The sequence below is a fragment of the Pseudomonas sp. KCJK9058 genome (assembly GCF_046230975.1).
Classification (GTDB): domain Bacteria; phylum Pseudomonadota; class Gammaproteobacteria; order Pseudomonadales; family Pseudomonadaceae; genus Aquipseudomonas; species Aquipseudomonas alloputida.
Window position 1 is genome coordinate 1 of record NZ_JBJJLR010000135.1, and the last position, 365, is coordinate 365.

The 365-nt window shown below is 64.9% G+C and carries 1 protein-coding gene; it reads right to left on the bottom strand.

Annotated elements, in window-relative coordinates; translation table 11 throughout:
- Positions 1-365, bottom strand: a 365-nt coding sequence (locus ACK59Z_RS25930; RefSeq protein ID WP_409294005.1) for a hypothetical protein, incomplete at both ends; no start/stop codon positions are given.

Here is a 365-nt window from a genome sequence, read left to right on the forward strand (position 1 = left end):
CTGCCAGGTGCTGCCATCCGGGTAGCTGACTTTGGTCACCAGCGTGGTCAGGTGGTGGTACTCGTACTGGATCTTGCGCCCCAGTGGATCGGTTTCTTCCAGCAGGCGGGCGTATTCATCGTACTTGAAGGCGAGCCGGTTGCCGTCTGGCAGGCCCAGGCCGACCATGTTGCCGTGCTCGTCCAGCTCGATGCCGTAACCTTCGCCACCGTAGTCGCGGCTGGCGACCACGCGGTGGTCGGCGTTGTACTGCACTTGCAGCTCGCGGCCGAGCACGTCGGTGGCCCAGCTGGTGCGGCTATCGAGGTCGTAGCGGAAGTGGTAGTGCTCGCCGTCGCTGGTCCAGTGTTCGACCACGCGTGGCC